Annotated in this window: 24 protein-coding genes; 16 read left to right on the top strand and 8 right to left on the bottom strand. The window is 73.4% G+C overall.

The features are described 5' to 3' along the window. The first annotated feature begins 417 nt into the window (after nucleotides 1-417). The 3 genes from ACFYXS_RS16125 (at nucleotide 418) to ACFYXS_RS16115 (ending at nucleotide 3932) form a co-directional block, all read left to right on the top strand. Entirely contained in the window at nucleotides 418-879 is a 462-nt protein-coding gene (locus tag ACFYXS_RS16125; RefSeq protein WP_389248350.1) for a hypothetical protein, read from the top strand. A gap of 418 nt (nucleotides 880-1297) precedes the next feature. Beyond that, complete coding sequence (locus tag ACFYXS_RS16120; protein WP_389248874.1) at nucleotides 1298-2320, top strand: saccharopine dehydrogenase family protein; 1023 nt, start codon at nucleotides 1298-1300, stop codon at nucleotides 2318-2320. 175 nt (nucleotides 2321-2495) lie between these two features. Beyond that, the gene (locus tag ACFYXS_RS16115; protein WP_389248348.1) at nucleotides 2496-3932 is read left to right on the top strand and encodes a hydrolase; all 1437 of its coding nucleotides are present in this window, start codon (nucleotides 2496-2498) and stop codon (nucleotides 3930-3932) included. On the opposite strand, the gene ACFYXS_RS16110 is transcribed toward ACFYXS_RS16115, so the two are convergent. Genes ACFYXS_RS16110 through ACFYXS_RS16100 form a run of 3 tightly spaced genes read right to left on the bottom strand, consistent with a single transcriptional unit; the run spans nucleotide 3919 to nucleotide 7780 of the window. Then, nucleotides 3919-5073, bottom strand: coding sequence for a glycosyltransferase (locus ACFYXS_RS16110; RefSeq protein WP_389248346.1), 1155 nt, complete (start codon nucleotides 5071-5073; stop codon nucleotides 3919-3921). The two genes, ACFYXS_RS16115 and ACFYXS_RS16110, sit on opposite strands and share 14 nt — an antisense overlap. Further along, nucleotides 5073-6329 (bottom strand): nucleotide sugar dehydrogenase, encoded by a 1257-nt coding sequence (locus ACFYXS_RS16105; protein WP_389248344.1) that lies wholly within the window; start codon nucleotides 6327-6329, stop codon nucleotides 5073-5075. Before ACFYXS_RS16105 ends, ACFYXS_RS16110 begins: the two co-directional genes overlap by 1 nt. Before the next feature lie 17 nt (nucleotides 6330-6346). Continuing rightward, nucleotides 6347-7780, bottom strand: a complete 1434-nt coding sequence (locus ACFYXS_RS16100; RefSeq protein ID WP_389248342.1) for a glycosyltransferase family 4 protein — start codon at nucleotides 7778-7780, stop codon at nucleotides 6347-6349. A 60-nt stretch (nucleotides 7781-7840) separates the two neighbouring features. On the opposite strand from ACFYXS_RS16100, the gene wecB reads away from it, so the two are divergent. From wecB to ACFYXS_RS16070, 6 genes are all read left to right on the top strand, one after another. Next, a complete protein-coding gene (wecB, locus tag ACFYXS_RS16095) occupies nucleotides 7841-8926 on the top strand; it encodes a non-hydrolyzing UDP-N-acetylglucosamine 2-epimerase (protein WP_389248340.1) in 1086 nt (361 codons plus the stop codon). Further along, nucleotides 8919-9560, top strand: coding sequence for a class I SAM-dependent methyltransferase (locus ACFYXS_RS16090; RefSeq protein ID WP_389248338.1), 642 nt, complete (start codon nucleotides 8919-8921; stop codon nucleotides 9558-9560). Before wecB ends, ACFYXS_RS16090 begins: the two co-directional genes overlap by 8 nt. Next, nucleotides 9560-11389 (top strand): hypothetical protein, encoded by a 1830-nt coding sequence (locus ACFYXS_RS16085; RefSeq protein ID WP_389248336.1) that lies wholly within the window; start codon nucleotides 9560-9562, stop codon nucleotides 11387-11389. Before ACFYXS_RS16090 ends, ACFYXS_RS16085 begins: the two co-directional genes overlap by 1 nt. After that, nucleotides 11386-13554, top strand: a complete 2169-nt coding sequence (locus ACFYXS_RS16080) for a glycosyltransferase (RefSeq protein ID WP_389248334.1) — start codon at nucleotides 11386-11388, stop codon at nucleotides 13552-13554. The genes ACFYXS_RS16085 and ACFYXS_RS16080 overlap by 4 nt, the downstream gene beginning before the upstream one ends. A gap of 171 nt (nucleotides 13555-13725) precedes the next feature. Then, nucleotides 13726-14268, top strand: coding sequence for a PadR family transcriptional regulator (locus ACFYXS_RS16075; protein WP_389248332.1), 543 nt, complete (start codon nucleotides 13726-13728; stop codon nucleotides 14266-14268). Between the two features lie 33 nt (nucleotides 14269-14301). Then, on the top strand, nucleotides 14302-15222 hold the full coding sequence (locus tag ACFYXS_RS16070; protein WP_389248330.1) for a carbohydrate kinase family protein: 921 nt from the start codon (nucleotides 14302-14304) through the stop codon (nucleotides 15220-15222). Here the strand turns inward: ACFYXS_RS16070 and ACFYXS_RS16065 are convergent. Then, a complete protein-coding gene (locus tag ACFYXS_RS16065) occupies nucleotides 15198-16214 on the bottom strand; it encodes a DUF6745 domain-containing protein (RefSeq protein ID WP_389248872.1) in 1017 nt (338 codons plus the stop codon). The genes ACFYXS_RS16070 and ACFYXS_RS16065 overlap by 25 nt on opposite strands. 70 nt (nucleotides 16215-16284) lie before the next feature. Beyond that, nucleotides 16285-16611, bottom strand: a complete 327-nt coding sequence (locus tag ACFYXS_RS16060) for a hypothetical protein (RefSeq protein ID WP_389248328.1) — start codon at nucleotides 16609-16611, stop codon at nucleotides 16285-16287. Between the two features lie 184 nt (nucleotides 16612-16795). Here ACFYXS_RS16060 and ACFYXS_RS16055 point away from each other — a divergent pair, with 184 nt between their 5' ends. The 6 genes from ACFYXS_RS16055 to ACFYXS_RS16030 are packed head-to-tail and all read left to right on the top strand — an operon-like array spanning nucleotide 16796 to nucleotide 23015. After that, the gene (locus ACFYXS_RS16055; protein WP_389248326.1) at nucleotides 16796-17755 is read left to right on the top strand and encodes an STM4015 family protein; all 960 of its coding nucleotides are present in this window, start codon (nucleotides 16796-16798) and stop codon (nucleotides 17753-17755) included. 7 nt (nucleotides 17756-17762) lie between these two features. Continuing rightward, the gene (locus ACFYXS_RS16050) at nucleotides 17763-18728 is read left to right on the top strand and encodes an STM4015 family protein (RefSeq protein ID WP_389248324.1); all 966 of its coding nucleotides are present in this window, start codon (nucleotides 17763-17765) and stop codon (nucleotides 18726-18728) included. After that, nucleotides 18709-19908, top strand: a complete 1200-nt coding sequence (locus tag ACFYXS_RS16045; RefSeq protein ID WP_389248322.1) for an STM4014 family protein — start codon at nucleotides 18709-18711, stop codon at nucleotides 19906-19908. The genes ACFYXS_RS16050 and ACFYXS_RS16045 overlap by 20 nt, the downstream gene beginning before the upstream one ends. A 1-nt stretch (nucleotide 19909) precedes the next feature. Beyond that, nucleotides 19910-20716 carry an STM4013/SEN3800 family hydrolase gene (locus tag ACFYXS_RS16040; RefSeq protein ID WP_389248870.1) on the top strand — a complete coding sequence of 269 codons (807 nt, stop codon included), beginning with the start codon at nucleotides 19910-19912 and terminating at the stop codon, nucleotides 20714-20716. After that, complete coding sequence (locus ACFYXS_RS16035) at nucleotides 20713-22116, top strand: STM4012 family radical SAM protein (protein ID WP_389248320.1); 1404 nt, start codon at nucleotides 20713-20715, stop codon at nucleotides 22114-22116. The genes ACFYXS_RS16040 and ACFYXS_RS16035 overlap by 4 nt, the downstream gene beginning before the upstream one ends. 11 nt (nucleotides 22117-22127) lie before the next feature. Next, complete coding sequence (locus tag ACFYXS_RS16030) at nucleotides 22128-23015, top strand: STM4011 family radical SAM protein (RefSeq protein WP_389248318.1); 888 nt, start codon at nucleotides 22128-22130, stop codon at nucleotides 23013-23015. Between the two features lie 24 nt (nucleotides 23016-23039). Here the strand turns inward: ACFYXS_RS16030 and ACFYXS_RS16025 are convergent, their stop codons facing one another. Together ACFYXS_RS16025 and ACFYXS_RS16020 are read right to left on the bottom strand one after the other, a co-directional pair. After that, on the bottom strand, nucleotides 23040-23846 hold the full coding sequence (locus ACFYXS_RS16025) for an SAM-dependent methyltransferase (RefSeq protein ID WP_389248316.1): 807 nt from the start codon (nucleotides 23844-23846) through the stop codon (nucleotides 23040-23042). A 222-nt stretch (nucleotides 23847-24068) separates the two neighbouring features. Beyond that, nucleotides 24069-24935, bottom strand: a complete 867-nt coding sequence (locus tag ACFYXS_RS16020; RefSeq protein WP_389248314.1) for a helix-turn-helix domain-containing protein — start codon at nucleotides 24933-24935, stop codon at nucleotides 24069-24071. A gap of 213 nt (nucleotides 24936-25148) precedes the next feature. On the opposite strand from ACFYXS_RS16020, the gene ACFYXS_RS16015 reads away from it, so the two are divergent. Further along, entirely contained in the window at nucleotides 25149-25529 is a 381-nt protein-coding gene (locus tag ACFYXS_RS16015) for an ATP-binding protein (RefSeq protein ID WP_389248312.1), read from the top strand. A 31-nt stretch (nucleotides 25530-25560) separates the two neighbouring features. Here the strand turns inward: ACFYXS_RS16015 and ACFYXS_RS16010 are convergent, their stop codons facing one another. Next, nucleotides 25561-26352 (bottom strand): SGNH/GDSL hydrolase family protein, encoded by a 792-nt coding sequence (locus ACFYXS_RS16010; RefSeq protein ID WP_389248309.1) that lies wholly within the window; start codon nucleotides 26350-26352, stop codon nucleotides 25561-25563. Nucleotides 26353-26429: the final 77 nt, after the last annotated feature.

Here is a 26429-nt window from a genome sequence, read left to right as displayed (position 1 = left end):
ACACCGCGGGACCCCCCCCCCCCGCCCGGGGACCCCCCCCACCCCACCCGGCCGCCCCCCGCCACACCCCGGGGGGGCCGCCGCGCGCCGCCCGACCGGCCGGCACCGGTCGAGCGGGCCCCGCCGCCGCGTCCGGGCGCACTGCCGCGCGCCACAGCCCCGCGCCCACCGCGAGGCATCGGCACACAACGGGCGCCGCACGTCGCCGCGTTCCGAGGGACCCGGAAATGGCCCGCAGTCCCCACCCCAGGGAATTAGGAATTGCTGGCGAGAATTCACCCGTCCGCATGGGCAATTGCCGACGCGTCGCAGCTCACAGGGGCGTACACACATACGGGAAACGCGTGTTTTCGACCCCCAAACGCCATGCCCCGCCACCCCTTCCGCCAGGTAGAAATATCTACCAAGGTAAGGCGCATGAGGAATACGGCACCGAAGCAGGCAACTGAGTGGCTGGCGGCCGCCGCGGCGGACCCGCGGGCGTGCAAGCGGGAGTGGGAGCACGGGGAGAGCGGCACCGCGCTGCTGCCCGCGGGACGGTTCTGGGACGTGCTGAGCGTGCCCGAGGATCTCGGACTGCTCGCCCTGGACGCCCTCTTGCGCATGCCGGGAGCGGAACCCGGCCCGACGCTCGCGGACGCGGCGTCCCACCGGGTGGGCTTCTTCCTGCCACCGGATCCGGCGAGCAGATGGGTGGGCTCGGGCATCCGGTACGCCGGTGCGGGCGCGTGGATCGCGGTCCCGCCGCCGTACCGGGCGGCGGGGGGCGGGGCACTGCGGTGGCTCGTGCCCCCGGACGGCAACGGGACGCTGCACACCCCTACCGTGGTGGAGTTGGCGCTGTTCCAGGCCGCGGTCGCTGCCGAGTGCCACCGCTGACCTCGTCCGGCTCCGGCTCGTCCGCGGCGGTGCGGCGCGGGAGCGTCCGCCCCCCGGCACGCCAGTCGGCGACGAGTTCCGAGTAGATCGGCGGGTCGAGCCAGTACGCGCCGGTGAGTTCGGCGTAGGTGCGGTGGTGGTCGGTGTGACCGAGGAGAAGGCACCCTTGGGCGACGGATGTGCTGTCCATGTTCCCATGCAACGCAGCGAGTACGCCGGTGGTACGTCCAGCCCCGCCGCGCCACCGGATCGGGTGAGCACGCCCCTCTCGTTCGAGGGTGTGTCATTGTCGTTTCAGCGGCTCGTCGGATCGTCTCCTCCGCGCGCCCTCCCACGCCCTGGGCGGCACTCCCGGTGACCGACGGGTAACATCGGCCTCCGGACCGCCGCTTCGAGGGGAGCCGCACGCGTGACGTGGATGCTGTACGGGGCCACCGGGTACACCGGACGCCTGATCGCGCGGGAGGCCGTGGCCCGAGGGGAACGCCCCGTACTGGCCGGGCGCACCGCTGCCGCGCTGGAACCGCTCGCGGCGGAACTCGGCCTGCCGTACCGGGTGCTGGGTCTCGACGACGCTGCCGGTCTCCGCGAGGCGCTGGCCGGGGTCGCGTCGGTCGCGCACTGCGCCGGCCCCTTCTCGGCGACGGCGCTGCCGATGGTGGAGGCGTGCCTGGACACCGGGACGCACTATCTCGACATCACCGGCGAGATCGACGTGCTGGAGCAGGTGCACGCGCTGGGCGACCGCGCCCGCGCAGCCGGGGTGACGCTGCTGCCCGGCGCGGGCTTCGACGTGGTGCCCACCGACTGCCTGGCGGCGACCGTGGCGGCCGCGCTGCCCGGCGCGACCCACCTGGACCTGGCCTTCGTCGCGGGGGGCGGCGCCAGCCCCGGCACCGCGCGCTCCGCGCTGGAGGCCCTCGACAAGGGGGCAGGCGGCCGGGCGAGGATCAACGGCGTCATCCGCGACGTGCCGCTCGGGTGGCACCGGGTCACGGCGTCCTTCCGTACCGGCGACCGTTCGGTGGCGAGCGTCGCGTGGGGCGACGTGAGCACGGCCTACCACTCGACGGGCATCCCGAACATCTCCACCTACACCTGGCTGCCCGCCGCCCCGCTCGTGGAACGGCTGCTGGCGGTCGAGCCCGTGCGGCGTGCCGCCCGCGCCGGGGTCGACCGCTTGGTGCGCGGGCCGGGCGAGCGGGCACTGGCGCGTACCCGCTCGCAGGTGTGGGCGCGTGCCCGCGACCCGCGCGGCGGCGAGGCCCAGGCGGCGCTGTCCACGCCCAACGGCTACGCCCTGACGGTGGATTCGGTGCTGCGGATCATGCCGCGGCTGCCGGACCTGCCGCGCGGCACGCACACCCCCTCCTCCGCTCTGGGCGCCGATTTCGTCCTGGAGCTGGACGGCGTGCGACGCAACGGGCCGCACCTCGCCTGACTGACCGTCCGCCACCGCGGAGGAACGGCCTCATCGACCGCTGGCCGACCACCAACTTGCCATGTACCGTTCAATCATTCGTCATGCGTGATGCCCGTCCCCCCTCGATCTACGCGCGCAGAATCATCACCCGCACCGCCTCTCTGAACACCCCCCACGCAGGAGGTAATGCAGGATGCCCGGATCCGCCCTGCCCCGCCGCCGACTCGCCGCGTCCACTGCGGTCCTCGGCGCACTGCTCGCGGTCACTGCCGTACAGGCGGCCACCCCCACCACCGGCCACGCGGCCACCCCGCACCGCGTGCTGTTCGACAACGCCCACGCCGAGACGGCGGGCAACGCCGACTGGGTCATCAGCACCAGCCAGCCCGACCCGCTCGGCCAGGACGCCACCCCCTCCGCCGAGACCGACTGGACCGGCGCCCTGTCCTCCTGGGGCGTGGCCCTGCAGCGGACCGGCGCGTACTCGCTCAAGACACTGCCGTCCGGCGGCTCCATCACCTACGGCACGTCCAGCGCGACCGACCTGAAGAACTTCGACACCTTCGTGCTGCCCGAGCCGAACGTGCTGCTGACGACGGCCGAGAAGACCGCCGTGATGAAGTTCGTGCAGGCCGGCGGCGGCCTCTTCCTCGTCTCCGACCACACCGGCGCCGACCGCAACAACGACGGTGAGGACGCGGTCGAGGTCATCAACGACCTGATGAGCAACAACTCCGTCGACAGCACCGACCCGTTCGGCTTCTCCGTCGACACGCTCAGCATCGGCTCGGACTACCCGAAGGCCATCAGCGACAGCGCCAACGCCGTGCTGCACGGCTCCTTCGGCACGGTCTCCAAGAGCCTGATCGCCAGCGGCACCACCGCGACCCTGAAGCCCGCCGACAACTCCTCCGTCAAGGGCCTGCTCTACCGCACCGGTTACTCCGGCAACACCGGCGCCTTCTTCGCCACCAGCACCTTCGGCAGCGGCCGGGTCGCCTTCTGGGGGGACAGCTCGCCCATCGACGACGGCACCGGCGCCTCCGGCAACACCCTGTACGACGGCTGGAACGACTCCGGCGCCACCAACGCCGCGCTCGCCCTGAACGCCACCGAGTGGCTGTCGGGCGCGACCGGCAGCGGAGGCGGGGGCGGTGGTGGTGGAGGCGGTACCTGCACCGCCGCCCAGCTGCTCGGCAACCCCGGATTCGAGTCGGGCAGCACCACCTGGACGGCGTCCAGCGGCGTCATCACCAACTCCGCCGACCAGGCCGCCCGCACCGGCTCGTACAAGGCGTGGCTCGACGGCTACGGCTCCGCGCACACCGACACCCTCGCCCAGACGGTGACGATACCCGCGGCGTGCACCACCGCCACGTTCAGCTTCTACCTGCACGTGGACACCGACGAGACCACCACGACCACGGCCTACGACAAGCTCACCGTGGCCGCCGGCTCCACCACCCTGGCCACCTATTCCAACCTCAACGCCGACTCCGGCTACGCGCTGAAGAGTTTCAGCCTCGCCGGCTTCGCGGGCCGGGCGGTGACACTCACGTTCACCGGCACCGAGGGCTCGCAGATCCAGACGTCCTTCGTCATCGACGACACGGCACTCACCGTGAGCTGACCGCCGCGGCACCGGGCCGGGTGGCGGCGGCAGCCGCTGCCGCCGCCCAGTCCTCCAGTCCCGCGACGAACTCACCGGCCCGGTCCGGCCAGTTGAGCCCGGACAGCGCCGCCGCGTGTCCCCGCGCGCCCATCAGGCCGCGCAGCTCGGGCTCCGCGCGCAGCCTGCGCACCGCCTCGGCGGCGGCGGACGGGTCCTCGTACGGCACGAGCAGCCCGCAGTCGTGCGCCTCGACCAGCTCGACGGCGAGCGGGTTGGGGGTGCAGACGACGGGGATGCCGTAGGCCATGTACTCCACGACCTTGGTCGGGCGGGAGTGGCGGTAGTTGGCCTCGTCGCGCAGCAGGGACATCCCCGCCAGCGCGCCGCGCAGCCGGCCGAGCGCCTCGTCGTTGGGCAGGAAACCGTGCCAGCGGAGCACGCCGTCGCGGTCGGCGGAGGAGAGTAACGCCCGCACGTCGCCGTCGGCGGAACCGATCACCTCCACCTGGACCTCCGGGGCCAGCAGCCGCGCCATGGCGATGAGTTCCTCGGCGCCGCGGGCCCGGGACAGCTGCCCGAGGTAGACCACCCGGTCGTCGCCCGGGGGCACCGGTTGGCCCGGTGGCACCGTCACCAGGTTCGGCACGACGGGGTGGATGCGCCGGAACCGCTCCTGGTAGGCGTCCTCGGCCAGCAGCAGGTGCAGGTGCCGTTCGGCGATCCGCTCCGCGGCGCGCACCGCGAGCCGGGTCGGCGGGCGCAGCACGCGCGGCACCCAGCCCTTCATGGCGATCGCGGCCGCCGTGTCCTCGTGCACGTCCCACACCACGGCGGGCCGCCGGGCGCCGATGCGCCGCCAGTGGCGCAGCGCGCCGGGCAGGGCGAGCAGCAGTTCCGGGTCGTGCAGCAGGACGACGTCCGCCGCGGGGCCCCGCGCGTCGAGCATCCGCCGCGCCGCCCGCACCGCCGCGCGCCGGTCGCGTCCCATGGCCCGCGGCAGGTCGACCGCCTCCACCTCGGGCCGCGGTGTCACGCCCCGCGCGCTGAAGGGCGCGGCGTAGGTGACGGTGTGCCCGCGGTCGAGGAGCGCCCCGATCTGCCGGTGCAGTATCCGGGCGTCCTCGGGGTGGTGCACGACGGTCACGACGAGCACGTGCATCACAGCACCTCGACATCGGGCCGGTTCAGGCGTCCGCGCGTGTCGAAGAGCAGGCGCGCGTGGCGCGCGACGTCCTGCAGGTCGTACGCACTGTGATCCTGGAGGAGGATGGTCAGGTCGTGCTCCCGCAGCGCCGGGGGCAGGTCGCCGGCGGGCGCCACCGGCCGGCCGTCGACCTCCCAGGCGGGGACGAACGGGTCGTCATAGCTCACGTCGGCGCCGAGCTTGCGCAGCAGCCGCGCGACGGGGATCGCCGGGGTCTCCCGCTGGTCGGCCACGTCGGGTTTGTAGGTGACGCCGAGCAGCAGCACCCGCGAGCCGTGCACGGGTTTGCCCACGTCGTTGAGCAGGTCCTGCGCGCGGCGCACCACGTACTCGGGCATCCGGTGGTTGATCTCCCGGGCGAGCTCCACGAAGCGGAACTCGTAGCCGAGGGTGCGGATCTTGTACGAGAGGTAGTTCGGGTCGATGGGGATGCAGTGGCCGCCGACCCCGGCGCCGGGCCGGAAGGCCTGGAAGCCGAAGGGCTTGGTCGCCGCGCAGTCGATGGCGTTCCAGATGTCGACGTCGAGTTCGCGGCAGAGTATGGCCAGTTCGTTGACGAGCGCGATGTTGACGTGCCGGTAGGTGTTCTCCAGCAGCTTGGCCATCTCGGCCTCGCGGGTGCCCTTGGCCTGGACGACGGTGTCGACCACCTTGCTGTAGAACGCCACCGCCCGCGCCGCGCACTCCGGGGTGTGTCCGCCCACGATCTTGGGCGTGTCGCGCAGGCCGTACGTCTTGTTGCCCGGGTCGATCCGTTCGGGGGAGAAGGCGAGCGCGAAGTCCCGTCCCGCGATCAGTCCCGAGCGTTCCAGGATGGGCCGCAGGACCTCGTCCGTGGTCCCCGGGTACGTCGTCGACTCCAGGACCACCAGGACCCCGGGCCGCAGGCGCGCCGCGATGGCCTCGCCGGCGCCGGTGACGGCGGTGAGGTCGGGCCCGCCGTCGGCGGACAGCGGGGTCGGGACGCAGATGATGATCGTCTGGGCGTCCGCCAGGCACTCCTGCCCGGTGCTGGCGATGAAGCCGGCGCCCAGCATGCGCCCCAAGTCGTCGTCGGAGACGTCGTCCACATGCGAATGGCCGGCGTTCAGACCGGCCACCACACGCGGGTCGAGGTCATGACCCACCACACTCAGTCCCACCGCCGCGGCTTCGCGGGCGAGCGGCAGCCCCACGTATCCGAGGCCTACGACTGCGAGATCCACCGTCATGCGCACCATCCCGAGTGCTATCCGGCCCCAAGACTGCCGTAGGCGTCGCGCGTCCGCACGGCGATGTGTGCCCACGTACGATCGCGGGCCACCCGGTTCCGGGCAGTTTCGCCCATCGTCCGTCGCCGTTTTGCACTATAGAGCAATACTTCGAGCGTTTCTGCCCACGCGTGAGGATCTTCTGATGGAATTAGTTTTCCGTTCACCTCGTCTTCCACCAGCTCCCCCATGGCCTTGAGATCACTGGCAGCGACCGGAAGACCACTCGCCATCGCCTCCACCGGCTTGAGGGGCGTCACCAATTGACATACCCGATCGGGCGTCCGCGGCACAGCGAAAACATCCAACACCGCGTGATACGACCGGACTTTCGTGTAAGGCACGCGGCCGGTGAACAGCGCGGCGTCCCCGAGACCGAGTTCGGCCGCCTGCCGCTCCAGGGCCGGACGCAGCGGGCCGTCACCGACGATGAGCAGTCGCAGCGGCACGCCCCTGCGGCGCAGTTCGGCGCCCGCGCGCAGCAGGGTGCCGATGCCCTCGTGCGGGGTGAGCGTGGAGACCGTGCCGACGACGAGTTCGTCCGGGGCGATGCCGAGCCGGGCGCGCAACGGGCCCGCGTCGGGCAGCGGTTCCAGGAAGACGTCGTCCACCGCGTTCGGCACGACCCGCACGCGCTCCTCGGGCACCCCGCGCGCGACGATCTCCTCCTTCATCGCCTCGCCGAGGGTGAACACCAGGTCCGCCGAGCGCATGCAGTGCGTCTCCAGCGCACGCCGCTCGCGGAAGGAAGCGTCGTCGGGGCTGCGGCCGGGTCCCTGGGTCAGCCAGGTCTCCTCCAGGAAGCCGCGCACCTCGTAGACCACCGGGATTCCGAAGGACTCGCGCAGGGCCAGCGCGACTCGGCCGTTCGGGTGATCGGTGGCCGCGTGGAGCACCTCCGGACGCAGCCGTTCGACCAACCGGGCGGCCAGCTCCGCGTTGCGGGCCAGGGCCGCGCCGGGCGTCGCGGGCATCCGCAGGGGCAGCAGCCGGTGGTAGGGCACCCCGTCCACCACCTGCGTGGCCCGGCCGTCCCACACGCCCTGCGCCACCGGGAAGCCCAGCCGGGTGACCACCTGCGGATCGAGCCCGGCCTGTCGCTGGGCCCGCGCGATGGCATGTGTGCGTACGGTGTAACCGGCATTCCGGTACGGCAGCGAGTTGGTGACCAGGTGCAGCACACGCCCCGGTACGGGTGTTCCCGGCGCGCCGCCCGGTGCGGGCACCGCGCTCGGCCCGTAGGCACGACCGGCGGCACCGCGGACCCGGTGAGGGTCGCGGGCGGGCAGCCGGGCAAGGGCCCACCCCGCAGGTCGGCGGGCCGGCCCCGGCGCCAGCCGCAGGGCGAGGCCGGCCGCGCGCACCGGGTCGGCTCGCAGATGACGGACCGCCACTGAGGCGGCCAGAATCAAGGCACGAAGATTACGACGTCGCACATCCCCACCTAAGCACCTCCAGCCACGGGAGGCACCGTGCTCGGCTCGGTAGTCCATGTTGTCGGCGCCAGGCCCAACTTCGTCAAGGCCGCCCCGGTGGTCGCCGCACTACGGGCAGCGGGTCAGCCGCAGTCCGTGGTGCACACCGGGCAGCACTACGACGAGCGCATGTCGGACATCTTCTTCAGGGAACTCGGCCTGCCCGAGCCGGATGTCGACCTCGGCGTCGGCTCCGGCACGCACGCGCGGCAGACCGCCGCGCTGCTGGTCGCCCTGGAGGACGAACTGTCCGCCCGCTCCCCCGCGCTCGTCACCGTCTACGGCGACGTCAACTCCACGCTCGCGGCGGCGCTGGTCGCGGCCAAGCTGGGACTGCCGGTCGCCCACGTCGAGTCGGGGCTTCGCAGCTTCGACATGACCATGCCGGAGGAGGTCAACCGCCGGCTGACGGACCAACTCGCCGACCTGCTCTTCGTCACCAGTGCCGAGGCGGTCGGGCATCTCGCCAACGAGGGTGTGGACCCGTCACGGGTGCACTTCGTCGGCAACCCGATGATCGACACCCTCATGGCCCACCTGCCGCGCTTCGACCCCGTCGCCGCCCGGGCCGCGCACGGACTGCCCGAACGCTACGGCGTGGTGACCCTGCACCGTCCGGCCAACGTCGACGACCCGGCCGCCGCCGGCGCCGCCGTGCGCGCGCTGCGCGCCGCGGCCGAGCACCTGGAGCTGGTGATCCCGCTGCACCCGCGCGGGCGCGCCGCCCTGGAGTCGGCCGGCCTGGCCGGGGCACCCGGCGTGCGGATCGTGGAACCGCTGGGCTACCTGGAGTTCATGGGGCTGCTGCGCGGCGCCGCCGCCGTGATCACCGACTCCGGCGGCGTGCAGGAGGAGTCGACCGTGCTCGGCGTGCCGTGCCTGACGCTGCGCCCCAACACCGAGCGCCCGGTGACGGTCACTCACGGCACCAACCGGCTGGTGGACCCCGGCAGCCTCGTGCCCGCGCTGCTCAAGGCGCTGGACGGCGGCTCGGCCGCCGCCGAGGGCCCGCCGCTGTGGGACGGCCGTTCCGGCGAGCGCATCGCCCACATCATGACGGACTGGCTGGAGCACCATGTCTGATCCGTCGGTGCAGAGGACCCGGGACTACTGGGAGAAACGCCACCGGCGCCATGACGATCTCGCCTCCAGCGGGCACATCGGCCTGGAACGCGCCGGCAACGAGATCTTCTACGCCGTGCGCCTCGCCGAGCTGCTGCGCCACACCGGTGACGCGGGCAGCGGCACCGACCCGCTGTTCGTGCTCGACGCCGGGTGCGGCAAGGGATGGTTCTCCCGCGCCCTGGCCCGTTGCGGCCACCGCGTCGACGCCTTCGACGCCAGCCCCGAGGCCGTCGGGCAGGCCCGCGAACTCGGCGGCGGTCCGCGCTACGCGGTCTCGGAGCTGGACGCGTGGCGCAGCCCGTGGCTGTACGACGTGGTACTCAGCGTCGACGTGCTCTTCCACGTCATGGACGACGCGCTCTGGGAGTCGTCCCTGGTCAATCTCGCCTCCCTGGTCCGGCTGACCGGCCGTCTGATCGTCTCCGACGAGGACGCGCCGCGCCGGACGCCCCGGGGCGACTACATCATGCACCGGCCCACGGCCGAGTACCGTGCCGTCGTGGAACCGCTCGGCCTGCGCCACACCGGTTTCACCCCGTACGGTTTCCGCGAGAACAGGGTCGGCTTCCACGTCTTCACGAGGACCTCTTGATGCGCCTGCTCGATCTGCTCCACCCGCACCTGGACGGCGTGACCGAGATCGTCGACGCGACCGGCGGCGGCATTCCCCTCGAGCCGTACCTGCACCTGCCCGAGGGCGTCCGGCTCACCCGCTCCGATCCGGGGGACCCCGAACCGGTCGGCGAGGGGCGGCTGCTCCTGCTGTCGTACGGACCCGATCCGGCGCGGCACGGGGACGAGGCGGCGTTCACGGCCTCGCTGGGACGGATGCGGCCCGGCGGGCGCGGGCTCGTCGTCTTCGGCCACGCCACGACCGAGTTGCCCTACCACCGGCTGCTGGACGGGCTGGTCGCCCACCGCTGCCAGGTGCTGCGCGCCGCCGGGCTGGGCTACGTCCACCTGCACGGCGGGGCCGTCTTCACGTGCACCGAGCACCTGCTGCCGCTCCACGACAGTGCCGGCCGCCCGGTGCCCGACGACGGCGGTGACCGCGATGGCACCGCGCTGCGGATCGCCGACGAGTACGTCCTCACCGACTTCGTCTCCCGCGCCCAGCGCGACCGGCTGCTGGACCTGGAACGGCGCCACGAGCAGGACAGCCGGGCCCTGGAGACGCTGCGCGACGAGACCGGCGCGGACCGGGCGGCCGCCGCGGTCCGCGAACGCGACCAGATCGCCGCCGCGCTGCGCCAGGCCAGGGACCGGGTCGGCGTGCTGGAGGCCCGGGTCGCCATGCTGCAGGGCTCCACCTCGCTGCGGGTCGGCCAGGTGCTCGTCTCGGCCGCCCGCTCCCCGCTGCGCGGCTCGACGCGGCTGCCGCGCGAGTTGTACGGGATGTGGCGCGGGCGCAGCAAGGGGGGCCGGCCGGTCGGGGCCCGTCCGGCCGGCTCGGCCTTCCCCGCCCTGGCCGAGGTGGCCTCGGCCGACGGGGACCGGCTGCACCTCGCGCACCGCGCGTTCTCCGCGGGGCCCCGGGACCGCCTGGTCGTCGCCGGCGTGCTCAACGCGGCGACGGCAGCCGACTTCGCCCACGACGCGGTCGTCAACCGCGCGCTGCCGCACGACGCGGCGATCGTCGCCGAACGCACCGACCCGGACGTGCTCGTCGTACAACTCAGCGCCTGTACGGGGCCCGGGCCCTGGGCCCACACCGGCACCGGACTCGCCCCCGACCTGGACCGGCGGCTCGCCGAACTGCTGGCCACCGCACACGCCGCGGGCCGCCCGACGGTCCTGTGGCGGGACGGCCCCGCGTCGGCCGCTCCGGGGTTGTCCCGCTTCCCCTGGGACGCCGTCCTCGACGGCGACACCGGGGTGCAGCCGGCCCGGCTGGACCCGGCGACGACGGCGCGTACCGACCTGCGGGAGATCTTCGCCTCGCGGGCCACCCGGGTCCGGCTGTCGCAACTCGCCCGGATCGCCGGCGCCACCGACCCGCTGGACGCCCGGCGGGTCTCGGTACTCGCCGACCCGCGTGACAGCGCGGAGATCTCCCGGCTCATCGGGCAGGTGCTCGCGCAGCTGCACCGGCCCGCCGAGGTGCTCGTTCCCGCTCCCGGCACCGCGCTGGCGGAACTCACCGCGGGCGGCGTCACCGTACGGGCCACCGGCGACGGGCCGAGCACGCCCTGGGTGTCGGACTGGACCGACCTCGGCGAGGAGCGCGAGGCCGCCCACCTCCTGGACCTGATGTGCGCCCAGGAGTGCTCCGGCGCCGACGCGGTGGGCTACACCGCCGACGGCGCGGGCTTTGTGCCCCATGTCAACGGGTTCAGGCCCGCCCTCGTCCGCAAGTCGCTGTGGCGTGCCCCGGAGGGCGCGGGACGGCTGTTCACGATCCGCCGGGAGGACGCACGATGACGGGGACGCGCACGATCCGCGCGATGGTCTACGGGGACGTGGACCTCAATCTCATCGACGGGTCCGCGGTCTGGGCGCAGTCGATGGTGCAGGCACTGTCGCTGGCCGGGTGCGAGACCCGGCTGGTGCTCAAGGCGCCCGTGCGCACCGGGCGGCTGGTCGACCCGCTCGCCGAACTGCCGGGCGTCACCGTCCTGAGGACGGACCGCGTGCTCTCCCCCGTCCAGGCCTCGCGGAAGCTGCGCGCCCTGGACGAGGAGGAGCCGTGCGACCTTCTGGTGCTGCGCGGCCGGCGGGCGGTCACGCAGATCGTGACGGACGGCGACTTCGACGGGAGGATCTGGGCCTACCTGACCGACATTCCGCAGTCGGCGGCGGAGATGACCGGCGAGGCCGCCCAGGACCTGGCCCGGATCGCCGAGGCCTCCCGGCAGTTGCTGTGCCAGACCGAGGAACTGCGCTGCTTCATCGAGGCGTGGGTGCCGGAGGCCTGCGGCAAGTGCGTGCTCTACCCGCCGAGCGTGCCGGTGCCCGACTTCGACGTGCCGGAGCACGAGGCGGCGGGTGACCCCGTGCGCATGGTCTACACCGGCAAGTTCGCGCCGCGCTGGAACACCCTGGAGATGACGGAACTGCCGCGCGCGCTCGCCGGGCGCGGCGTACGGGCCGAACTGCACACGGTCGGCGACAAGATCCACGACGACCCGCTGCACCCGGAGTTCCACGACCGCATGGAGCGCGCGCTCACCACCACCACGGGTGTGGTGCACCACGGTGGCACGCCCCGCCAGGAGGCGATGCGGATCGCGGCGGGCTGCGACGTGGGACTGGGCTGGCGCCACCCGGATCTGGACGCGAGCCTCGAACTGTCCACGAAGGTGCTGGAGTTCGGCACCCTGGGGCTGCCGGTCGTGCTCAACCGCACCCCCGCGCACGAGGCCCTGCTCGGCGCCGACTACCCGCTCTTCGTCCCCGGCCGCGGGACCCTGGACGACGCGGCCGAGGCCGTGGCCATCGCCGCCGGCTCCAAGGAGGCGTACCGGACGGCGGCGCGGCGCTGCCAGGAGGCCGCGGCGCACTTCTCGCTGGAACGGGCCGCCGAGCGGCTGCGCGGTCACCTCGACCGGGCCTTCCCCGCGGCGCCGGACGGGCTCGAGAAGCGCACCCGGCCGCTGCGCGTGGTGGTCGCCAGCCACGACCTGAAGTTCTTCACCCGGCTGCTCGACCACTTCCAGGCGCTGCCGGGCGTCGAGGTGCGCATCGACGCCTGGTCCGCGCTGGCGAAGCACGATGTGGCGGCCAGCCGCGAACTCGCCGCCTGGGCCGACGTGGTGGTCGTGGAGTGGTGCGGCCCCGCGGCCATCTGGTACAGCCGCCACAAGCGGCGCGGCTCCCGCCTGCTGGTGCGGCTGCACCGCTTCGAGCTGTACGCGGGCTACCCCGACCAGGTCGACATCGACGCCGTCGACCGGGTCGTCTGCGTCAGCCCGCACTACACCGCGCTGACCCGCGAGCGCACCGGCTGGCCGGACGCCAAGATCGTGACGATCCCCAACTGGGTCGACGACCGCCAACTGGACCGCCCCAAGGCCGCCGACGCCCGCTACCGCCTGGGCATGATCGGCATCGCGCCCGCCCGCAAGCGGCTCGACCTCGGGCTGGACGTGCTGGAGGCGCTGCGGGCCCGGGACCCGCGCTGGCAGCTGTCGGTGAAGTCCAAGATGCCGTGGGACTACTGGTGGATCTGGAACAAGCCGGAGGAGCGCACGCACTACGACGCGATCCTGCGCCGGGTGCAGTCGGGGCCGCTGCTGGAGGACGCGGTGGTCTTCGACAGCTTCGGCGCGGACGTGGCCAGTTGGCTGCGGCGCATCGGGTTCGTGCTGTCCACGAGCGACGACGAGAGCTTCCACCTGGCACCGGCCGAGGGCATGGCCTCCGGCGCCGTCCCCGCGCTGCTGCCGTGGCCGGGTGCGGACGCGATCTACGACCGCCGGTGGATCCACGACTCCCCCGAGGCGATGGCGGACGCGATCCACACCCTGGCCGAGGACGGCTGGGAGGCCGAGGCCGGCCACGCGCGCGGCTGGCTGCAGAAGTCCTTCGGCCTGGACAAGGTGCGTGCCGCGTGGACCGAGCTGCTCACCGGCGCCGCGGCACGCTGAGCGGTCCGGCCGCCGGGTGATGGTCCGCCCGGCGGCCGCTCCGCGCACGGCCGGAGCGTGAGCGGCCGGACCGCGAGAGACCGGCCGGTCATCCGACGCTTCATATTCGACATGTCCACAATGAAATATCCATTCACAACATGTCAACAGTGACATGTTAGGATGCGCGGCATGAGCCTTCGCCATGCCGTCCTCGGGCTGCTCGCCAACCGCCCGGCCAGCGGGTACGACCTGCTCGGGACGTTCCAGACGTCGCTGGCCAACGTCTGGCCCGCGACCCAGAGCCAGCTGTACACCGAGCTGAACCGGCTCGCCGACACCGGGCTGGTCGCCGTCGCCGCCGAGGGGCCGCGCGGCCGCAAGGAGTACACGCTCACCGACGCGGGCCGCGAGGAACTGCTGCACTGGCTCATCGAGGTCGAACCGCAGCGGGTCCGCCGCAGCGACGGACTGCTGCGCGTGTTCTTCCTCAGCCAGGTCAGCCCGGAGCAGGCCAAGGCGTACGTGGAGCGCGAGGGCACGTCGGCGGTCGAGCACCACCAGGGGCTCGCCGACCTGGAGCGGTCCATCGACTGGGACGAGGGCGACCTCTCCTTCTACGGCCGGCTCGCCCTGGAATGGGGACTGCGCTTCACCCGTATGCAGGAGGAGTGGGCCCAATGGGCGGCCGAACGTATCGCCGAGCGCACGACCGAACGGCCGCCACAGCCGTAACATGGCGCCCGGGGTGGCCTATTGGAGGTGGACATGACCACGGATGAGTCGCCGTACGACATGCTCGTCGTGGGCGGTTCGGGAGTGGACACGGTGGTGCGGGTCGACAGCCTGCCCGTGCCGCCCGCGGACTCCCTCGGCGTGCCGCCCATCCTGGAGTGGCCGGGGCAGACCGGCGGGAACGTGGCACTCGGCTGCCGCGCGCTCGGAATGACGGTGAAGTTCCTCGACTTCGTCGGCGACGACTGGCTCGGCGGCCTGGTCCGCGAACGCCTCACCAAGGGAGACGTGGACTTCGAGCCGCTGATCTCCCCGGCGGGCACCCGCCGGGCGGTGAACCTGGTGGACGCCACCGGCCGCCGGATGTCCTTCTACGACGGCCGCGACCCGGCGGACCTGCGGATGCCCCGCGACTTCTACCTCCCGCACCTGCGACGCGCCCGGCACGTGCATCTGTCGATCTCCCACTTCACCCGCTTCCTGTACGACGACATCGAGGAGCTGGGCCTGCCCGTCTCCACCGACCTGCACGACTGGGACGGACTCGCCGAGCACCAGCGGGAGTTCGCCCGCCGCTCCGACCTGGTGTTCCTCAGCGCCGCGGGCTCGGGTGAGCGGATCGCGGACGTCATGCGCGGCATCCTGCGCGACGGCCGCGCCGCGGCGGTCGTCGCCACCGCGGGCGCCGGGGGTGCCTACCTCCTCGTGCGCGACGGCAGCCGCACCCCCCGGCACATTCCCACGGTGCCCCCGCCCGGCCCCGTGAAGGACTCCAACGGGGCGGGCGACGCCTTCGTCTGCGGCTTCCTGTACGGACGGGCCCGCGGGCTGGACTTCGCCGAGTGCGCCCGGCTCGGCGCGGTCGCCGGCGCCCACGCCTGCGTCGCGGAGGGCAATCTCTCCCTCGTCGACGTGGAGACCCTGGACGCTCAGGTCTCCCGTTCCGGCACGTAGTCCGCCTCCTCCAGACCGAAGGTCCAGGCCACGCCCTCCCGGGCGGTCCGGGTCCGCGGCGGCACCCGCAGCCAGTACGTGCGGTGGGTGCCGTCCGGCTCCGGAGTGGAGTTGACGACCTCGACCATCACGAGCGGTTCGTCCCCCGCCAGCTCGATCCGCCACAGCACGCCGGCCGCGTCGCGCTGCACCGGCTGCGCACCGGACTCCTCCAAGTAGCGGTCGTAGCCGTAGTACTCCAGCATCACCCGGCGCAGCTCGGCGTTCTCCTCCTCGCGTATCCGCCGGGGGGTCAGCTCCGCGAGCCCGTCGAGGAAGGCGGCCGGCACCGGCATGCCGCGCCAGGCGTGCAGGGCGAAGCCGTCGGGGAAGGCGAGCGCGGGGCCGTCGCCGCGGTCGAGGCGGCCGGCCTCGTCCCGGTGCAATTCAAGGGGGCGTTCGGCGACGACGGCGACCCGCTCGTACGGCCACCACCAACCCGCGGAACGGGCCACCGCACCGAGCCCCGCCAGCTCCTCGGTGCCCTCCTGGCCGTCGAATGCCGCCAGCCAGGCCGCGTCGTGCTGGCCGAGGACCGCGTCGAGCAGGGCCGCACGGACCGCCGGCTCCCCGCCGGGCACGTCGGCGGCGGACTCGGTCACCCCGGTCCGTATCCGTTCGGTGAGCAGCACCGTGCCGTCCCACAACGGGGCCCCCGTCAGGGCCCAGTGCGCCGCCCACCCGGCCGGCCCCATCCGCTCCGAGACCCGCTGCCGTGCCGCCGCCCACGGCAGGGTGCGCACCCGCTCGCGGACGCCGGCGCCCGCCGAGCCCTCCCGCGTGAGGTGTGCCGCCAGAGCCGCTCCCTCGCGGGGCGAGCCCGCCCACACGATGCGCTCCGGCCCGGGCAGACCCGCGAGCCGGTAGGCCAGCCGCACCCCCTCCTCGGCCGCCGCACGGTCGGCCGGGCCCGTCGCCGCGGCGACCTCGCGCCACTTCGCGGCCGCCTCCATCGGGGTCACCGCGTCCGTCGTCACCGCCACCGCCACCGTCTCCGTCATCGCTCCGGCTCCCCGTTCCTTCTCAGTCCGCCACGACGCGCACCGCGCCGGGCGCGTACTCGCGCTGCCGCACCACCCGGTACCACCCCTTGGGAAGGGGTATGGCGGCGTGCTCCTCGTGCACCACCCGCCCCCCGTCGGGGAGATGCAGGTACGCCGCGCCGAAGGGCCCCGGCTCGCGGACCAGCGTGCCCGGCCCGACGACCGCGTGGGCGTGGCCGGTGACCTCGCCGAGCGCCAGCACGAACCTGCCCCGCCCGTCCCGCGGCTGCCGCGGCAGCCGGTCCGTGCCCGGTGGCACGGCGGCCTCCGCGACGGGCACGATCAGGACGTCCCCCTGCCGGTACATGGCTGTCTCCCTTCGCCGTCGGCGCGCCTCGCCGACCCGATGTCCACGACGCTACGCGGGGGGTCCGACAACGACCCCGCGGCGCTTCGCCGTCCACAGCCCGGGCGCACCGCTGTCGGCGGGGCTTGGTACAACTCTTCGCGAGCGCAGCGCACCGGCCCGTCCACGTCAGGAGACCCGCGACATGTCCCACGTCGAACACCTGCAGGAACTGCACGGCCTGCCGGCCTTCGAATTCCCCGGTCCCGACGCGCGCCGGGAGCTGCCGGAGGCCGGGGCCGTGGCCTGGCGGCTGGCCGTCGACCCCTACAGCAACAGTGCCTCGGAGGCGTTCGAGGCCCTGTGGGACCGCTTCCTGGACACGGTGGACACCGCGTCGGTGCGGGCCCTCGTGATCGGCTCGTGGGGCGAGCCCTACGACAACGACTCCGGCGTCGTCGTGCGGCGGCTCGTCGACGCCCGGGACCGGCTGAGCGGCCTGCAGGCCGTGTTCATCGGCGACCTGGAGATGGAGGAGGCCGAGATCTCCTGGATCGAGCAGTCCGACGTCACCCCGGTCCTCGACGCGTACCCGCTGCTGGAGGAGTTCGGCGTCCGCGGCGGCTCCGGGCTGCGCTTCCCCGCGGTCCGCCACAAGCACCTGCGCACGCTCTGCTTCGAGGCCGGGGGCCTGCCCGGCGAGGTGGTCCGCGGGGTCGCGGCGAGCGAACTGCCCGCGCTGGAGTACCTGGAGCTCTGGCTGGGCGTCGACGAGTACGGCGGCGACGCCACGGTCGCCGACCTCGCCCCGGTCCTCGCCGGGGGCCGGCTGCCCGCGCTGCGCCACCTCGGCCTGCGCAACAGCGAGATACAGGACGAGATCGCCGCCGCCGTCGCCTCCGCCCCGGTGGTGGCGCAGCTCAAGTCGCTGGACCTGTCGCTGGGGGTGCTCAGCGACGAGGGCGTCGGCGCCCTGCTGGCCGGTCAGCCGCTCACCCACCTGAGCTGGCTGGACCTGCACCACAACTTCGTCAGCGACCCGGTGGCCGAGCGGGTGCGCGCGGCGCTGGAGCCCTCGGGCGTCGAGGTCGACCTGTCCGAGCCCGGTGACGAGGACGAGGACGAGGACGGCACCGTCTTCCGCTACACCGCCGTCGCGGAGTGAGGCACCGATGACCTTCGCCGAACACCTGGAAACCCTGCACGGGCTGCCCGTGCACACGCTGCACGGGGCCGACGCGGCCGATCTGCCCGCGGCCGGCGACGTGGCCTGGCGGCTGGACTGCCACGCGACCGACGAGGCACCCTTCGCCGAACTGTGGCGCGACTTCACGGGCGCCGTCGACACCGAGCGGGTGCGCGCCCTCGTCATCGGCCCGTGGTGGTACGACGAGTACACCGAGCTGCGCCCGGTACTGGAACTGCTCCTGGCGGACGCGGCACGCTTCCCCGCCCTGCGCGCCCTCTTCCTCGCCGACGTCACCGGGGAGGAGTGCGAGATCTCCTGGCTCCAGCTGACCGACGTCACGCCCGTCCTGGAACGCTTCCCGCTGCTCGAGGAGCTGGGCGTGCGCGGCGGCGACTCCCAGGGCCTGGGCGACGAACCCCTGACGCTGCGCCCGGTGCGGCACGAGGCGCTGCGCGTGCTGCGCTTCGAGTCCGGCGGACTGCCCGGGCAGGTCGTCCGGGCCGTCGGTGCCTGTGAACTCCCCGCCCTGGAGCGCCTGGAGCTGTGGCTCGGGGTGTCCCAGTACGGCGGCGACGCGACCGTCGCCGACCTGGCACCGCTGCTCGCGGGCGGGCGGCATCCGGCGCTGCGCCACCTCGGCCTGCAGGACAGCGAGTTGCAGGACGAGATCGCCGCCGCCGTCGCCGCCGCCCCGGTGGTGGCGCAACTGGAGTCGCTGAGCCTGTCCATGGGCACCCTCACCGACGCCGGGGCCGAGGCACTGCTGCACGGCCAGCCCCTCACCCACCTCAAGCGGCTCGACCTGCACCACCACTATCTGAGCCAGGACGTGGTCGAGCGCCTGCGCGGCGCCTTCGGCGCCACCGGGACCGAGGTCGACCTCTCCGAGCCCCAGACGCCGCACCGCTGGCGGGACGAGGAGTGGCGCTATGTCGCCGTCTCCGAGTGACCCCCCGCGAAAGGGGCCGGCCGGGAGCGCGGTCCGCTTCGCCGTCGTCGGCAATCCCGAGAACCGCCGCACGACGCTCTTCGCCGACGCCGTTCGCGCCGCCGGGCACCCGGCGCCGCGGGTGCTGCCGTGGCGCCAGGTGCTGGACGGCGGCTACGGCTTCGAGGCGGGCGAGTTCGTGCGGATCGACTCCCCCGGCGAGAACGCCGACGTGGACCGCCTGCTGCGGGGCGCGGGCGATCCGGCCCGGGTCGAGGGCTCGGCGCTGTGGTACGGGCGCTTCACCGCCGCGGTGCGGGAGGTCGCGGACGCGGCGCGCCGGGCCGGCGCGGTGCCGTCCGCGGACCCGGAGGACGTCGCCGTGATGTTCGACAAGCGGCGCTGCCACGCCCGGCTCGCCGCCGCCGGGGTTCCGGTGCCGCCCGCCCTGAGCCGCCCGGTCGACGGCTGGGCGGACCTGCGGGACGGACTGCGGGACGCCGGTGTCCCGCGGGCCTTCGTCAAGGCCGCGCACGGGTCGTCGGCCTCAGGCGTCGTGGCGCTCGCCGTGGCCGGACCCGGCCGGGTCCGTGCCACCACCTCGGTGGAGACCACGCAGGACGGACGGCTGTTCAACTCCCTGCGGGTACGGCACTACACGACCGAACCGCAGGTGGCCGCCCTGGTCGACGCCCTGGCCCCGGACGGCCTCCACATCGAGCGGTGGCTGCCCAAGGCCTCACTCGGCGGCCGCGCGGCCGACCTGCGTGTGGTGGTCGTCGCGGGCCGCGCCACGCACGCCGTCGTCCGCACGAGCCGGCACCCGATGACCAACCTTCACCTCGGCGGCGCCCGCGGCGACCTCGGCGCGGCCCGCGCGGCCATCCGGGCGGCCGGCGGCGTCCTGGACGACGCGCTGCACCTCGCCGAACGTGCGGCCGCCTGTTTCCCCGGCACTCTGTGCGTGGGCGTCGACGTCCTGCCCGCGACGGGCTGGCGTCGCTTCGCCGTCGGCGAGGTCAACGCCTTCGGGGACCTGCTGCCGCGGCTGACGGGGCTGCCCGGCAGCGGAGCCGAGGGCATGGACACCTACGCCGCGCAGGTCGCCGCCGTACCGGCAGCGATGGAGCGCGACCACGCGCGACGCAAGGAGTACGACCGTGACAACCGATCCAGCGCAGCCGGCACAGCCGACGCCTGACATGAACGAGGTCGTGGGCGGCCACGACATCCTGATGGTCACCCTCGACACCCTCCGCTACGACGTGGCGCAGGAGTTGGCGGCGGCCGGCCGCATCCCGCACCTCGCGCGCCATCTGCCCGGCGGCCGCTGGGAGCGCCGGCACGCGCCCGGCAGCTTCACCTACGCCTCGCACCAGGCGATGTTCGCGGGCTTCCTGCCCACGCCCGCCGTGCCGGGCCCGCACCCTCGGCTCTTCGCCGCCCGGTTCGCGGGCAGCGAGAGCACCGCGGACGGCACCTTCGTGTACGACACGCCCGACCTGGTGTCCGGACTGGCCGCGGCCGGGTACCGCACGGTGTGCGTCGGCGGGGTCGGCTTCTTCAACAAGCAGGGCCCACTGGGCTCGGTTCTGCCCGGGATGTTCCAGGAGAGCCACTGGGAACCGGAGTTCGGGGTGCCCTCCCCCACCTCCTTCGAGGCGCAGGTGGCCTGCGCGGAGAAGGTGGTGGCCGGGCTCCCGCGCGAGCGGCGGCTCTTCCTCTTCGTGAACGTCTCGGCGCTGCACCAGCCCAACTGGTTCCACCTGCCCGGCGCCACCCGGGGATCGGGCGACACCCGCGCCTCGCACGCGGCCGCGCTGGAGTACGTGGACCGGCACATCGGGCGGCTGTTCACCGCCGCCGCGAGCCGCCGCCGCTGCTTCGCGGTCGTCTGCTCCGACCACGGCACGGCCTACGGGGAGGACGGGCACACCGGCCACCGCATCGGCCACGAGGTCGTCTGGACCGTGCCCTACGCCCACTTCTTCCTCGACGAGGCCCGATGACCCGCACCGACGTGACCCTCTCCCCGGCACCCGCGGCGCCGGCGGCGCCCGACCCGGACCGCCCGTACCAGCACTATGTCTACGCGTACCCGCACAAGACGGCCTACCGCCCGCTGCCCCGCGGCAGTGCCCGGCTGCGCGACCTGTGGGCGGACGAGCCCAAGGACGCCCTCTCCCTCTACTTCCACATCCCCTTCTGCGAAGTGCGCTGCGGCTTCTGCAACCTCTTCACCCGGATCGGCGCCCCGGACGGCCTCACCACGGCCTACCTGGACGCCATGGAGCGCCAGGCGCGGGCCGTGCGCGAGGCGCTCGGCGGGGAGGCGCGGTTCGCCAACGCGGCCCTCGGCGGCGGCACTCCCACCTTCCTGGAGGCCGCCGAGCTGGAGCGGCTGTGCGACCTGGCGGAGCACGGACTGGGCGCCGACCTGACGGCGGTGCCGCTGTCCGTCGAGGCCTCGCCCGCCACGGCGACCGCGGACCGGCTCTCCGTGCTGGCGGCCCGCGGCACGACGCGGCTCAGCCTGGGTGTGCAGAGCTTCGACGACGCCGAGGCACGTGCCGCCGTGCGCCCGCAGCGCCGTGCGGACGTCGAGGCGGCCCTGGGCCGCGTCCGGGACGCCGGCATCCCCGTCCTCAACATCGACCTGATCTACGGCATCGACGGCCAGACCGAGGCGTCCTGGCAGCGCTCCCTCGACTCGGCCCTCGCCTGGCGCCCCGAGGAGCTGTACCTCTACCCGCTGTACGTCCGACCGTTGACCGGTCTCGGCCGGCAGGCGGGCACGGGATCGGGGTCCGGGACAGCGCCGGACGACAGCGCGTGGGACCAGCAGCGGCTGCGCCTGTACCGCCACGGCCGCGACCACCTCCTCGCGCACGGCTACGAGCAGGTGTCGATGCGCATGTTCCGCAGGTCCGGTGCGCCGGCCGACGGCGGAGGCGACTACGCCTGCCAGACCGACGGCATGGTCGGCCTGGGCTGCGGTGCCCGTTCGTACACCTCGGCGCTGCACTACTCCTTCGACTACGCCGTCGGCATGCAGGAGATACGCAGGATCGTCGACGACTACACCGCCCGCCCCCAGGCGGACTTCGAGGACGCCGACTTCGGCTGGGCGGTGGACGCCGAGGAGGGCCGGCGCCGCCACCTCCTGCAGTCGCTGCTCCAGGCCGAGGGCCTGCGCGTGGCGGACTACCGCGCCCGCTTCGGCACCACGCCCGGCGAGGACTTCCCCGCAGAACTGGAGCGCTTCGCCGGGCGCGGCTGGCTGGACACCGCCGCCGGCCCCGGGCTGCTGCGCCTGTCCCCCGAGGGCCTGGCGCACTCCGACGCGCTCGGCCCGGCGCTGTTCTCCGCGGCCGTGCGCGCCCGCATGGCCGGCTACGAGCTGAAGTGAGGGCGCCCGCCATGGATCTGACGGTGCTCTACCGGGGCCCGCTCGCCTCGTGCGACTACGACTGCCCGTACTGCCCCTTCGCCAAGCGCCGGGACAGCCGCGCCGAACTCGCCGCCGACCGGGCCGCGCTGGAACGCTTCGCGGGCTGGGCGGCCGCGCAGCGCGGCGACCGGCTGTCGCTGCTGTTCACCCCGTGGGGCGAGGGCCTGGTGCGCTCCTGGTACCGGCGCACCCTTGCGGAACTGAGCAGGCTGCCCCACATCGAGCGGGTGGCGATCCAGACCAACCTGAGCTGCCGCACCGACTGGCTGGACACCGCCGACCTGTCCACGCTCGCCCTGTGGTGCACGTTCCACCCCGGGCAGACGCCCTACGACCGCTTCCTCGGCAAGACCCGCGAACTGGCGGAGCGGGGCGCCCGTTTCAGCGTGGGCGTCGTCGGTCTGCCGGAGCACCTGGAGGCCGCCCGCCGGCTGCGCGCGGACCTTCCGGGCCATGTCTACCTGTGGGTCAACGCCGCCGAGGGCCACACCTACACCGACGTCCAGGCGGACGAGTGGACCGCCCTCGACCCGCTCTTCCCCTACAGCCGCCACCCGCACCGCAGCGCCGGCCTGCCCTGCCGCACGGGCGAGTCGGTGATCTCCGTGGACGGCGAGGGCACGGTGCGCCGCTGCCACTTCGTCAGGGCCGAGCTGGGCAACCTCTACGACGGCTCCTACCGGGCCGCGCTGGGGCCGCGCGCCTGCCCGCTGGCGGTGTGCGACTGCCACATCGGCTACGTCCACCTGGAGACCCTGCCGCTGTACGACGTATTCGCCGGCGGGATCCTGGAGCGGATACCCGCCGCGCCCCCGTACGCGGGCCCCGGGCCCGCCCTGCGCCTGCTCGGCGCCTGAAGGCGGGCCCGCGGGGCGCACCGGTCAGGGCTTGTGGCCGACGCCGCCCCAGAAGGCGATCCGGGTGTGCTCCCCGGTCTCGGGGAGCGGGCTGTCCGGCCGCCAGGCGGGGACCTGCACGAGGCCCGGCTCGACCAGCGGGAACCCCTCGAAGAAGGGCTCGATCTGCGCCTTGCCGCGCAGCGTGAGCGTGGAGGTGGCGTTCTTGTACGCCTCGCGGGCGTCGGCGTCCACGTCCTGGTGGAAGTCGGTGGTCCCGTGGGACAGGATCAGCCGGCTGCCGCTCGGGAGGTTCTTGCCGAGGGTCCGCACGATGCCCGCGGGGTCCTCCTCGTCGCGCACGAAGTGCAGGAGGGCGACGAGCATCAGCGCCACCGGCTCGTCGAAGTCGATGAGTTCGCGCAGCGTCGCGTGCTCGAGGATGGAGTCGGGGTCGCGCACGTCGCCGAGGAAGAAGCCCGCGTTGCCGGTGTTGGTGAGCCGGGCGCCGGCGTGGGCGGCCACGATCGGGTCGTTGTCGACGTACGCGACGCGCGCGTCGGACACGACCTCGCGGGCGACCTCGTGGGTGTTGGGCGAGGTGGGGATACCGGTGCCGATGTCGATGAACTGCCGGATGCCCTGCCCGGCGGCGTGGCGCACGGCGCGCCGCATGAAGTCCCGGTTGGCGCGGGCGCTGGGGCGCGCGTCCGGGGTCATGCGGATGACCATCTCGGCGGCTTCGCGGTCGGCCTCGTAGTTGTCCTTGCCTCCGAGGTAGTAGTCGTACATCCGGGCAGGGTGCGGCCTGCTGGTGTCGATCTCGTCCGCGGAGAAGCCCTTGTCGGTCAACGCCGTGCTCCGTTCGGAATCCTCTGGTCCGGGTGGATCCAGGTCGGTGCGGTGGGGTGCGGTGGGGTGCGTCGCGACGTGTGCGGCCGAGCCGGGTGGTGCGGGACCGTCCGGCTCGCTCCGGCGCTCCGTGTGCATGACATCATCCCCCGGCAGGTGCCCGTGGGGCAGGTGGTTTCCGGACGCCGGCTCCCGGACCGGCGGTCGTGGTCCGGCGGCACGTCATGTCTCCCGGAGGATGTCACGGAGGATCTCCTCGGTCCGCTGGGCCGGGGCGGCCTGGGCGCACATCCGGTCCAGCGCCTCGAGGAAGGCCGAGACGTCATCGCGGTCGTCGAAGTAGACGGAGCCGACCAGGTTCTCGGAGTAGACGACGTCCGGCAGTTCGTCGGTCTGGAACCGGAAGATGTGGAACGGCCCGTACATGGCGGGGTGGGGGCCGTCGGAGAACCGCATGATCTGCAACCGCACCTGGGGCAGCGAGCAGCTCTCGATGAGCCGGGTGATCTGGGCGCGCATCAGTTCCGGGCCGCCGATGGGTCTTCGCAGCACCGTCTCGTCGATGACGATCCACACCAACGGCGCGTTCTGGCGGGTCAGCAGTGCCTGCCGCTCCAGGCGCACCGCCACCACCCGTTCGACCTCCTCCGCGGAGGCCCGCGGGCGGCCCGCGCGCAGCACCTCGCGCGCGTAGTCCTCGGTCTGCAGCAGTCCGGGGATGTAGTGCGGCTCGTAGGCGCGGATGACGCTCGCCTCGCCCTCGATGCTGACGAAGGCGCTGAACCAGTCGGGCAGCACGTCGCGGTAGCGGTGCCACCAGCCGGGGCGGTTGGCCTCGCGGGCGAGGGCGACGAACGCCTCGACCTCGGCCGGGTCGACGACCCCGTAGGTGTGCAGCAACTTCTCGACGTAGGGGATCTTCAGGCCGACCTCGGCCTTCTCCATGCGCCGGATGGTGGCATGGGTGACGTCCAGCGCCCGGCCGGCGTCCTCGAAGGTGAGCCCGGCCTTCTCGCGGAGGTCCTGCAACCGCTTCCCGAGCACGACCCGCAGGACGGTGGGAGCACCGGCCGTCCTCGCGTCCGTCACGACCACTTCCCCAACTCCCCTCGACCGAAAGCAGTGTGTCATGCCGTCATCGGAAACGAACAGTGCGCGAGGGCCGTTCTGCAAATTACAGATCGCACCTTGCCAACAGTTCGAACGAAACCGCATAGTAGCGGCGTGGCCTCCTCACCAGACGCTCTGCGGTTAGAGCGCCGTGGCGACCTCGACGCCCGTCGCTGTCACGATCTGTTCCGTTTGCCCGCCCACGGGTCCTCGGTCGCCGCGGCACGCCATCGCGTGCGGGCACGGCTGCGGGAGTGGGAGGCGGACGAGGGTCTGCGCGACGACGCCGAGATGATCGTCTCCGAGCTCTTCACCAACGCCGTTCGACACACGGGCAGCGAGCACATCGCCTGCGCGCTGTGGTTCGACGGCGAGCGGTTGCGTCTCGAAGTCACCGACCAGGGGCGCGCACCGACCGCGCCCCGGCCGCGTGCGGCGGGCGTCGACGAGGAGGGCGGCCGCGGGCTGCTGCTGGTGGGCGCGCTGTCGCAGGTGTGGGGAGTCCGGCCCTCGGAGGACGGCCTGGGCCGTGTCGTCTGGGCCGAACTCGTCGCCGGCGCCACCACTGTGTGAGCGCACCGGCCGGCCGGTGCCGGCGGTGGGGCTACAGCGGCAGCAGGTCGGGGCGCTTGGGCTCCACATGGTCGCCCGAGGACTCACCGCGCAGCCGCCGCCCGATCCACGGCACGAGGTACTCGCGCGCCCACTGGATGTTGTCCCTGCGGATCTCCGCGGGCGCGCGGAAGGGCTCCGGCGGCCAGGGCTGGTCCGGGTCGGCCGGTACGTCCAGTCCCAGCAACTGCCCGGCGCGCAGCGCCACCCGGGTGTGGCCCTCCGGCGACAGGTGCAGCCGGTCGGCGTCCCAGGCCCGGCGGTCCTGCACCGAGCGCAGCGACCACAGGTCCAGCACGGGGCAGTCGTGGCGGTCGGCGATGGCCCGTACGTGGGCGGTGTACGTGGCGATCTTGCCGCGCAGGTGGCGCAGGACGGGGATGCCGCGGGTGTCGAAGCCCGTGCAGAGCACGACGGTGCCCACGGAGGCCCTGAGGCGGGCGACCGCGGCCTCGTAGCGCTCGGCGACGTCGTCGGGGTCGCTGCCCGGGCGGAGGATGTCGTTGCCGCCCGCGCAGAAGGTCACCAGGTCCGGATGGAGTTCGATGGCCCGGGGCACCTGCTCGTCGACAATCTGGTCGAGGAGCCGGCCGCGCACCGCCAGGTTCGCGTACCGGAAGTCGTGCTCGGGGCGTCGATCGGAGAGGAGGACGGCGAGCCGGTCGGCCCAGCCGATGAAGTGTCCGTCCGGTCCGGGGTCGCCCACACCTTCCGTGAAGCTGTCCCCGACGGCTGTGTACGACCCGATCGCGCCGCTGTTGTTTCTTGTCGAATCGTCTGCCACGTCAGCAGATGATTCACCCCTTCAAATGGCCTACGCCACCGTAACCAGGGCCTGACACGGGGTGATTCATCCCACCT

Source organism: Streptomyces sp. NPDC002574 (assembly GCF_042889545.1).
In the GTDB taxonomy this organism is placed as follows: domain Bacteria; phylum Actinomycetota; class Actinomycetes; order Streptomycetales; family Streptomycetaceae; genus Actinacidiphila.
The sequence above is the reverse complement of the archived record's forward strand: the minus strand, read 5'-3'. Positions and strand labels throughout refer to the sequence as shown.

Coding starts and splice junctions, on each gene's coding strand:
- ACFYXS_RS16075 (WP_389248332.1), top strand. CDS start 13,726: ATGAGCCTTCGCCATGCCGTCCTCGGGCTGCTCGCCAACCGCCCGGCC.
- ACFYXS_RS16120 (WP_389248874.1), top strand. CDS start 1,298: ATGCTGTACGGGGCCACCGGGTACACCGGACGCCTGATCGCGCGGGAG.
- ACFYXS_RS16090 (WP_389248338.1), top strand. CDS start 8,919: ATGTCTGATCCGTCGGTGCAGAGGACCCGGGACTACTGGGAGAAACGC.
- ACFYXS_RS16060 (WP_389248328.1), bottom strand. CDS start 16,611: ATGTACCGGCAGGGGGACGTCCTGATCGTGCCCGTCGCGGAGGCCGCC.
- ACFYXS_RS16085 (WP_389248336.1), top strand. CDS start 9,560: ATGCGCCTGCTCGATCTGCTCCACCCGCACCTGGACGGCGTGACCGAG.
- ACFYXS_RS16035 (WP_389248320.1), top strand. CDS start 20,713: ATGACCCGCACCGACGTGACCCTCTCCCCGGCACCCGCGGCGCCGGCG.
- ACFYXS_RS16125 (WP_389248350.1), top strand. CDS start 418: ATGAGGAATACGGCACCGAAGCAGGCAACTGAGTGGCTGGCGGCCGCC.
- ACFYXS_RS16045 (WP_389248322.1), top strand. CDS start 18,709: ATGTCGCCGTCTCCGAGTGACCCCCCGCGAAAGGGGCCGGCCGGGAGC.
- ACFYXS_RS16080 (WP_389248334.1), top strand. CDS start 11,386: ATGACGGGGACGCGCACGATCCGCGCGATGGTCTACGGGGACGTGGAC.
- ACFYXS_RS16050 (WP_389248324.1), top strand. CDS start 17,763: ATGACCTTCGCCGAACACCTGGAAACCCTGCACGGGCTGCCCGTGCAC.
- ACFYXS_RS16055 (WP_389248326.1), top strand. CDS start 16,796: ATGTCCCACGTCGAACACCTGCAGGAACTGCACGGCCTGCCGGCCTTC.
- ACFYXS_RS16110 (WP_389248346.1), bottom strand. CDS start 5,073: ATGCACGTGCTCGTCGTGACCGTCGTGCACCACCCCGAGGACGCCCGG.
- ACFYXS_RS16070 (WP_389248330.1), top strand. CDS start 14,302: ATGACCACGGATGAGTCGCCGTACGACATGCTCGTCGTGGGCGGTTCG.
- ACFYXS_RS16065 (WP_389248872.1), bottom strand. CDS start 16,214: ATGGAGGCGGCCGCGAAGTGGCGCGAGGTCGCCGCGGCGACGGGCCCG.
- ACFYXS_RS16115 (WP_389248348.1), top strand. CDS start 2,496: ATGCCCGGATCCGCCCTGCCCCGCCGCCGACTCGCCGCGTCCACTGCG.
- ACFYXS_RS16105 (WP_389248344.1), bottom strand. CDS start 6,329: ATGACGGTGGATCTCGCAGTCGTAGGCCTCGGATACGTGGGGCTGCCG.
- ACFYXS_RS16030 (WP_389248318.1), top strand. CDS start 22,128: ATGGATCTGACGGTGCTCTACCGGGGCCCGCTCGCCTCGTGCGACTAC.
- ACFYXS_RS16040 (WP_389248870.1), top strand. CDS start 19,910: ATGAACGAGGTCGTGGGCGGCCACGACATCCTGATGGTCACCCTCGAC.